Raw genomic sequence first — 210 nt, forward strand, 5'->3', positions numbered from 1 at the left:
TCGATGTGGTCGGTGCCCAGGCGTTTGAGCGAACCCCCGACGGCGGCGCGGACGTTGGCCGGGCTGCTGTCCGGGCCGCTCTCGCGGCCGGTGTGGGAGATCAGGCCGAACTTGGTGGCGAGCACCACCTGGTCGCGGTGCCCCTTGAGGGCCCGGCCCACCAACTCCTCGTTGGTGTAGGGACCGTAGCCCTCGGCGGTGTCGATGAAA

Annotated in this window: 1 protein-coding gene; it reads right to left on the bottom strand. The window is 70.0% G+C overall.

All coding sequences use genetic code 11. The features are described 5' to 3' along the window. Positions 1-210: aldo/keto reductase (locus C7C46_RS33590; RefSeq protein WP_146259345.1), on the bottom strand; the 210-nt coding region annotated here is incomplete at both ends.

The sequence above is a fragment of the Streptomyces tateyamensis genome, from assembly GCF_003205575.1.
Taxonomy (GTDB): Bacteria; Actinomycetota; Actinomycetes; order Streptomycetales; family Streptomycetaceae; genus Kitasatospora; species Kitasatospora tateyamensis.